Origin of the sequence: Alkalihalobacterium sp. APHAB7, assembly GCF_048323755.1 — a bacterium.
In the GTDB taxonomy this organism is placed as follows: domain Bacteria; phylum Bacillota; class Bacilli; order Bacillales; family Bacillaceae_F; genus Alkalihalobacterium.
In genome coordinates this window covers 97,150-104,276 of record NZ_JBLWFS010000014.1, presented here as the reverse complement: position 1 = coordinate 104,276, position 7,127 = coordinate 97,150, and the positions used below count along the sequence as shown (strand labels likewise).

Sequence of the window (7,127 nt, the reverse complement as noted above, 5' to 3'; positions counted from 1 at the left end):
TAGATAATTGTGTAATTTCTTTCTCTGTAAATAGCTTTTTACTCATGATTCTCCATCTCCAAGTTATGTCTCAATTTGTAGTTCTTACATTATACAAAAAAGTACCCTACAGAGAGAGCACTTTTTTTAAGTGTCTACTCTATAGGGTACATTTTAGATCGTCATCGACATTGATTTATCCGGTCCTAGTAACCATAAAGATACTGTGTTGACAGTGTTTGAAACGGAAGGTGCTCAATTAAAGTTTTGTAAACAGAGGAGCGTTGCTATTTAAAATCGTGGTTCCATAAGCAGGGGATCCTTGGTTTACCAAACCATATCGAGGAAGAAAGTCATACGATTGACTCCGTTGCATCCGCTTTAGGAGCTTGGCATTGGAAGGATCCTGCATTTCAACCTCAATGGATCTATCCCGCAAACGTACCCTTGCATCCCTATGACTTTTGCTGTTAAAAAATAGACTAATTGTGGAAAAGGGCAAGAAAATCTAAATATTTTAAAATAGATACATATAATTACAATTTAATTATTATCGTGATATGATTAAGACTTGAATAATATTCAATTATGAAGTCTTCAAAAGAACATTGATATAGATACAGCACTCACTTGAGTTTTAAAAAATAATAGCTACTAGCGTTAGTAATTAATTATAATTCAACTTTAAAAGGACGGAAATAAAACTATGGTAAAAGATTATTTTGCTGAGGTCAAAAATCGTTGTCTTGAATTTCGCCTTAACCCGAATGAAATTCCTTCATTTGATAAAGTATCAACTGAAGAATTAACAGAAATTCAAGAGAAATATGCCGATACATTATCTGTCATTAAAGTATTTATTCATAAATTTCTAGAAAAAACAAAAGGTATTCCATTATTCGTGTCCGTGACAGATGACCATGGCACGATTATCGAATATATGGGCGATAAAAGCTTACAGAATACCGTTGTTGAAATGGCAGGACTGCAAAAAGGAATTCAGTTTACAGAAAAGAAAGCAGGAGTTAGTTCAGTCCTTGCTGCGATCGACCTTAGAAGGCCAGTTGGAGTGTTAGGAACAGATCACTACCACCATTTTCTTCATAATGCGGCTTGTTATAGTGTTCCGTTATATGTGAAAGAGAGATTAATAGGGACCGTTTCAATTATGACATTTTTGGATTTTGCCCACCCGATGATACTTACGACACTTGAAACCGTTGTTGATTCCATTCAAAGAGAACTAGATTTACGTGAAGAAAATCGCTACCTAGATCAAATGAATCAAATGATGTTAGAGCAATCCACTATTGGCTATATTGTTATTGACGAGAGCGGAAAAATTGTGAAGGTTAATGCAAAAGCTAATTCCCTATTATCGAATGTCCAAAAAGAGTGTCGCTACATTCAAGAAATTGAGCCGTTAAATGACCTCTATCATCAATTTAAAGAAGGTAAAATGATACAAGATTACGAGGTTGTCCTTCAAAATCATAAATATATCATTTGTTTAGTCGATTATTTTACATTTCTAGAAGGCAGTTTAATTCAGCTTCATGATATTACAGAGTACAAAAAAACAGAATCCTACATTCAAAATGCAGAAAAACTTTCGCTTGTTGGCCAATTAGCCGCAGGGGTTGCGCATGAAATCAAAAATCCTTTAACTACATTGAAGGGCTTTATTCAGCTAATGGCACAAAACCTTTACAAAGAAGCCTATACACCTGTCATGCTTAAAGAAATTGAGCGTATTAATGAAATTGCTAATGAATTTTTAGTACTATCAAGACCAACCGTACTCTCAAAAGAACGGTGTGACATTAGAAAATTGTTTGTAGAAATCGATGTTTTATTATCTAGTCTAGCCATCTCAAAAAATATAGAGTATATAGAGCACTTTAAAGAGATTCCTCGAATTTATTGTGACGGGAACCAATTAAAACAAGTGTTTATTAATCTATTTAAAAATAGTGTTGAAGCGGTAGATCACAATGGACAAATTGAATTGACACTCCAACCCTATGACTCACAAAATATTTTAATTCGTATAGAAGATAATGGCCCGGGGTTCCCTGAGCTAATACTTCATAATTTGGGCCAACCCTTTGTAACAACAAAAGAAAACGGAAATGGTCTAGGGATCATGGTGTGTAAACGAATTATTGAAACGCTTCATATGGGGCAGTTAAATATGTACAATAAAGAACACGGCGGAGCAGTTGTCGATATAATCCTTCCAGTGAGTGGGGAATAAGGAGTAAATACTATGAAACTCTACTCTTCTTTACTATTATTGATAGGTATTATTCTGTTAGGGGGCTGTCAATCACCCCAAGTAGAAACAATGGATTTATTAGATGAGAAAATAGGGACAATCGAGATAACCGAAACGATAGAAACGGGTGTAATTAATGAAGATGTCCTCGCAACGTTAGAAGACGAAAAATCGATAATGATTATTGAAAAAGCGATTCGGTCAGCCGTACAAAAAACTTCTAACGTAGACGTCGAGGAAACACTCCCTAATTTCAATCTCATTGTAAACTATAAAGAAGGGTATCCGAGTCACCCTATTCATATCTGGCTAGGGGAAGAGGATGAAGAAAGTACATTCACGTACATCTTTGGTGATATGGAAACCTACATGACTTCACCAGAACAGACGAATAAATTGCGACAAATCCTCTTGTCCATAGAGCAGTAATCAAAAAAAAGAAAAGCCCCTCACTTTGTTATCTTCGCAAAGTTGGGGCTTTCATCGTTTTCTGAATTCTTCTAGAAGATGTAAAACTCAAATACCCACGTTCCTAACCTATAAGAAATTAAGCAAGTTTTAATTTCAATTTTTTGATCGTAGCTTTCTTCCAGCTCCTTACTGTATGCACACTGACACTATATTCTTTTGCGATTTCAGCTGTCGTTTTTCCTTGTACGATCGACTCTTTTAACCAAGTCTGTTGTCGTTCTGAAAGAGTTTCAATGTAACATTCCATCATCTCAAGTTCGAGCCTTGAGGCTTTATGTTCATCAACAATATAATGAAAACCTTCATCTGTCAGTTGATGTCTAGCTGCATATGTTGTTTCATTCGATAATTCGGTCAGTAATCGCCCGCGAACCGTATGCATCGCAAATGTAGCAAAAGTACCTTTTTCAGGAACAAAACGCATGTACGCTTCCCATAAGGCGATCAGTCCAATTTGGTAATAATCATCATAATCTTTATAAATTTGGAGTTCTTTTAATTGTTTTCTTACAATCGGAGCATAACGCTCAACCACTTCATCTACAGTCCAATGGCTTTCTACCACATTCATTCTCCAATAGAAAACGCGCGTTCTCATCTATTCCGCCGGTACCTTTAATTTAAACGACAGCTAGAATACTGTCATACAGTGGAAATTTAGGTTTTACCGGTGAAAATTAAAAAAACGCCTAGCTAAAATTGAGAAATGGACAGTCGAAATTAAAGAATGGTAGGTTTTTATGATTGAATGGAGTTAAAAATGAATGAAAGAGATAAAGAAAATGCTAAGGATTGAAGCGATCGTACTAATAAACAACAAGCAATCACCAAAGAGGAAATTGATGACTGAAAATGATAGGAAAGGCCAGCCATGAGATACACTGTAATCTGCTAACTAACTTGCAGACCTTTCAAAAACAATAAACTTCTCATGATCGATTTATTTCCTTTAACATACCTAACACAATCACATAAACGAAATAAAGCCCTAAATAAGCACCGGATGTTAGAAATAAAGGATTTAGAAATAGCGCGTGAATGTTCGTCATAAAAACGGTATTATCTCTAAGAACCGTATAGATCGCAAAAGACGCGATATTCCCAAATGTCAATGCAGCAAGTAACGCGAAAGAATGATATAGAATGCGAACCTTTGCCCATTTATTTTGAAAAATCACCATGGCAATCGGCACAACCATACTTACAACTAATATAAGGACCTTCATAAAACGACCACCTCACATTTCATTCTGTACGAATCAACTTAAAAATAAACCAAACGAAACAAGGTGATGCTCACTGCTTTCAGCAAAAGCTTACCGCAGGAATGACATCTATGTGCATACCCTCTATAGTGAACTCAAACAAAGGGTGGTTCAATGTATGAAGCATCATAAACAGAAACTGGTTACTAGTAAAATATAAAAGTAATCTGGATAAATTCTTATCACTACCACTATGCTGGTGTTTCACTTGTTGTATAGCTACGTATTATCATCATGATAGCAACTGCTATCAATTAGCTATTCATTATGACAAAAAGCGACAGAACAAGGACCATCAATGGGACTGACAAAACATAAAATTGTACGATAAATAATGCACTTATTCTGCAGACCAGACAGGGAGTGGAATGAGTTTTCAAGTGGCTGACCCTTCGTCATCTAACGATTGATCAACTTTATTGTATAATAGAGATATCTTTTAGTTCGATAAATATTGTCCAGTTTTTATTTTATTGTCCGAATTCACCTTTTTATTTGCGAAAATGTGAACATTGCCTTCTTACATAGCAGCTAACTAAAATCATGAGCTCATAATGCAAACCTGAGATCACTAAATTTCGAAAGGAAGGGATAAACATGCCTGGTAACCGGACCATTGCTTTAATAGATATGAATGCGTTTTATGCTAGTTGCCATCAAGCAGAAGACCCTTCTCTTCGAAACCAGCCTGTGATCGTTGGTGGCAGTCCAACGAACAAGTACAAAGGAATGGTCATTGCAGCTAGCTATGAAGCGAAAAATAAAGGGGTCTATACGACGATGTCAGTTTATGAAGCGTTAAAAAAAGTCCCAGATGCGATTATCGTTGCACGAAATCATCCGTTGTACGCATCTTACTCGAGCAAAATTATGGAATTTTTAAGGTTAATCGGACCGACGGAAGTGGCTTCGGTCGATGAAGCGTATGTAGATTTGACAGAACGTGTAAAAAAAGGAACATCACCCTATACGATTGCAACTTATATCCAACGAACATTGTGGAAGAAATTGCATTTAGGCTGCAGCATCGGCATCAGTGATACGAAGTGTACAGCTAAGATGGCTGCAGATGTGAAAAAGCCATTCGGATACGTACATTTAGAGCGCCTGCAATTTTGTAGTTATTTTCATCCGCAAAAGCTAAGTAAACTCCATGGTTGTGGGAAGAAGACAGAAGAGAAGCTTAATAAATACGGGATTCACACCATTGGTGATCTAGCCCAAAGCGATCCTATGCAAATGAAGCTCATCCTAGGATTACGAGGAGAAGTCCTACGTAACAATGCATTAGGAATCGGTTCTGATATCGTCGATGCAGATCGTGAAAAAGGCGATAAAACGATTGGTAAAGAAAAAACATTTTCTCAACCTACGTCTGATGCCGATCAACTGCTCGGCATTGCTCGTCCCATGATCGAACTTCTTTGTCGGCGACTCCAGGAGAAAGAGTTACGTGCTAGTACAATTGCTATCGTTTATAAGATTGAGAGAGGTGGCGCGAGTCATTCGAAAAGCCTAACACTCTCTGACTCGACATCAGAACCGGATAAGGTGTATACGATCGTCGAAGATTTATATGACCGGCATTTGGTCGACATTCCTCTTTGGTTATTTGGCGTCCGTTTAAGTAACTTTGAAGATGCAAATTACGTACAATTAAGGCTTTTTTAATCATTCTACGCTTATACCAGCTGAAATGATTTGTGTGAAGAAACCTCTTTTTATGAACCAACTGCTTTAAAAACGACATTATGTTAAAATAAGAACGTAGCTTAATAGAAATACATGGTAAACCACAAAGTATGACTAGAAACTAAGGAGATTGTATGGAAAGTATGGATATTCAAACGAGAGAACATTTATCACCAATTCTAGAACAAGCGAAACCTGACAACGAGCAGCAACAAAAGCGTGCACAAAAACTTTGGAAGAAGACGGAACTCCCGAGCACATTACTGGACACATTAAACAATTTACCTAAAACGGAGCTTGATCCTATTCGTAAAAACCTCCAAGTGAAAAATGCTAGTTCATTAAAGAAATCTGAATTAGCCACACTTCTTGCTAACGAAATTCCTTCGATGTTTAGTGAAGCTGTATTCCCGTTAGATCAAGAACGTTACGATCTACTCCAACAAATTGTAAACGAGGGTGGATCGATACCAAGCCCGGACCTTTCTTTAGAAAAAATGGAATGGCTGAAGGAACGCAGTCTCGTATTTCCTGGTCTTTACAACAAGCAAAAAGTTTTATTTATGCCAACAGAACTAACGGATCTTTTTAACGAAATTAATGGAACAGAACTTGAGAAAACGATTCGCCGCAACACTGAATGGGTTCGACTTACTCAAGGATTGTTATATTATTATGGTGTGATGAGTGAGGATTTTATTATTGAAAAAATACAGAAACTCACTGGTCAGGCAGTTGATCCTGCCGAGTTTAACCATATCATTTCGTCTGCGAGCGATTACTATGGACAAGTTCAAATTACAGAGCACGGACTCCAAGACTACCGTGTAGTTGATCCGAATAGAGTAATTGAGGAACAAAGTAAAAATTCAGATCTCGACTTTTTTGATTTTACAAAAGGTCAACTACTTAGAGCAGGTAAGCCTGGATTCGTTCAAAAAAGCTCAGCGTTAAACGACTTGGTCAACCTTTTACTAAAACAACCGGAGATAACGGCTTTTACCGGAGAGCAATTAGCAGCACAAATTACTTACATGATCAACACAGACGTACAACTAACACTGATCGCTGAATATGTACAGAGCAAGGGTGACCTTCCTGAAAAGGTGGCACAAACATTACCAGAGTCATTGAAAGAGGTAAAAAACCAAACGCGCTTATGGGATTTAAAAGGACATACGATCAATGAAATTACACCACCAGAAGAGAAAAATATAAATCCTTTCCCTACATATACGTTAGAGTCACTGCAACAGAGATCAAATGACATCCATATTAAAAACTTAAAGAAAATCGGCCGTAACTCACCTTGCCCTTGTGGCAGCGGAAAGAAATATAAGAAGTGCTGTATGAAGTAAACCTTTAGAAGAGAAGCAGGCAGTCGATAAAATAGTTTCATATAACGCAAAATTAGTTAATAAAGAATTAATAAATATACGCAT

The 7,127-nt window shown here is 36.8% G+C and carries 6 protein-coding genes; 4 read left to right on the top strand and 2 right to left on the bottom strand.

Annotation, left to right across the window (positions count from 1 at the left end):
* The first annotated feature begins 685 nt into the window (after positions 1 to 685).
* Positions 686 to 2,236, top strand: a complete 1,551-nt coding sequence (locus tag ACNSTQ_RS14640) for an ATP-binding protein (RefSeq protein WP_418200553.1) — start codon at positions 686 to 688, stop codon at positions 2,234 to 2,236.
* 12 nt (positions 2,237 to 2,248) lie between these two features.
* Positions 2,249 to 2,686: a hypothetical protein gene (locus ACNSTQ_RS14635; protein ID WP_418200552.1), complete on the top strand. Its 438-nt coding sequence runs from the start codon at positions 2,249 to 2,251 to the stop codon at positions 2,684 to 2,686.
* Between the two features lie 118 nt (positions 2,687 to 2,804).
* On the opposite strand, the gene ACNSTQ_RS14630 is transcribed toward ACNSTQ_RS14635, so the two are convergent.
* A complete protein-coding gene (locus ACNSTQ_RS14630; protein WP_418200551.1) occupies positions 2,805 to 3,293 on the bottom strand; it encodes a sigma-70 family RNA polymerase sigma factor in 489 nt (162 codons plus the stop codon).
* A 364-nt stretch (positions 3,294 to 3,657) separates the two neighbouring features.
* Positions 3,658 to 3,954 (bottom strand): transposase, encoded by a 297-nt coding sequence (locus ACNSTQ_RS14625; protein WP_418200550.1) that lies wholly within the window; start codon positions 3,952 to 3,954, stop codon positions 3,658 to 3,660.
* 636 nt (positions 3,955 to 4,590) lie between these two features.
* Between ACNSTQ_RS14625 and ACNSTQ_RS14620 the strand changes: the two genes are divergently transcribed.
* Positions 4,591 to 5,664, top strand: a complete 1,074-nt coding sequence (locus ACNSTQ_RS14620) for a Y-family DNA polymerase (protein WP_418200549.1) — start codon at positions 4,591 to 4,593, stop codon at positions 5,662 to 5,664.
* Positions 5,665 to 5,819: 155 nt separating this feature from the next.
* Complete coding sequence (locus tag ACNSTQ_RS14615) at positions 5,820 to 7,043, top strand: SEC-C metal-binding domain-containing protein (RefSeq protein ID WP_418200548.1); 1,224 nt, start codon at positions 5,820 to 5,822, stop codon at positions 7,041 to 7,043.
* Positions 7,044 to 7,127: the final 84 nt, after the last annotated feature.

What these genes read in the sequence shown, in the direction of transcription:
- ACNSTQ_RS14640 (WP_418200553.1), top strand. Translation starts at nt 686, where the DNA reads ATGGTAAAAGATTATTTTGCTGAGGTCAAAAATCGTTGTCTTGAATTT.
- ACNSTQ_RS14635 (WP_418200552.1), top strand. Translation starts at nt 2,249, where the DNA reads ATGAAACTCTACTCTTCTTTACTATTATTGATAGGTATTATTCTGTTA.
- ACNSTQ_RS14625 (WP_418200550.1), bottom strand. Translation starts at nt 3,954, where the DNA reads ATGAAGGTCCTTATATTAGTTGTAAGTATGGTTGTGCCGATTGCCATG.
- ACNSTQ_RS14620 (WP_418200549.1), top strand. Translation starts at nt 4,591, where the DNA reads ATGCCTGGTAACCGGACCATTGCTTTAATAGATATGAATGCGTTTTAT.
- ACNSTQ_RS14615 (WP_418200548.1), top strand. Translation starts at nt 5,820, where the DNA reads ATGGAAAGTATGGATATTCAAACGAGAGAACATTTATCACCAATTCTA.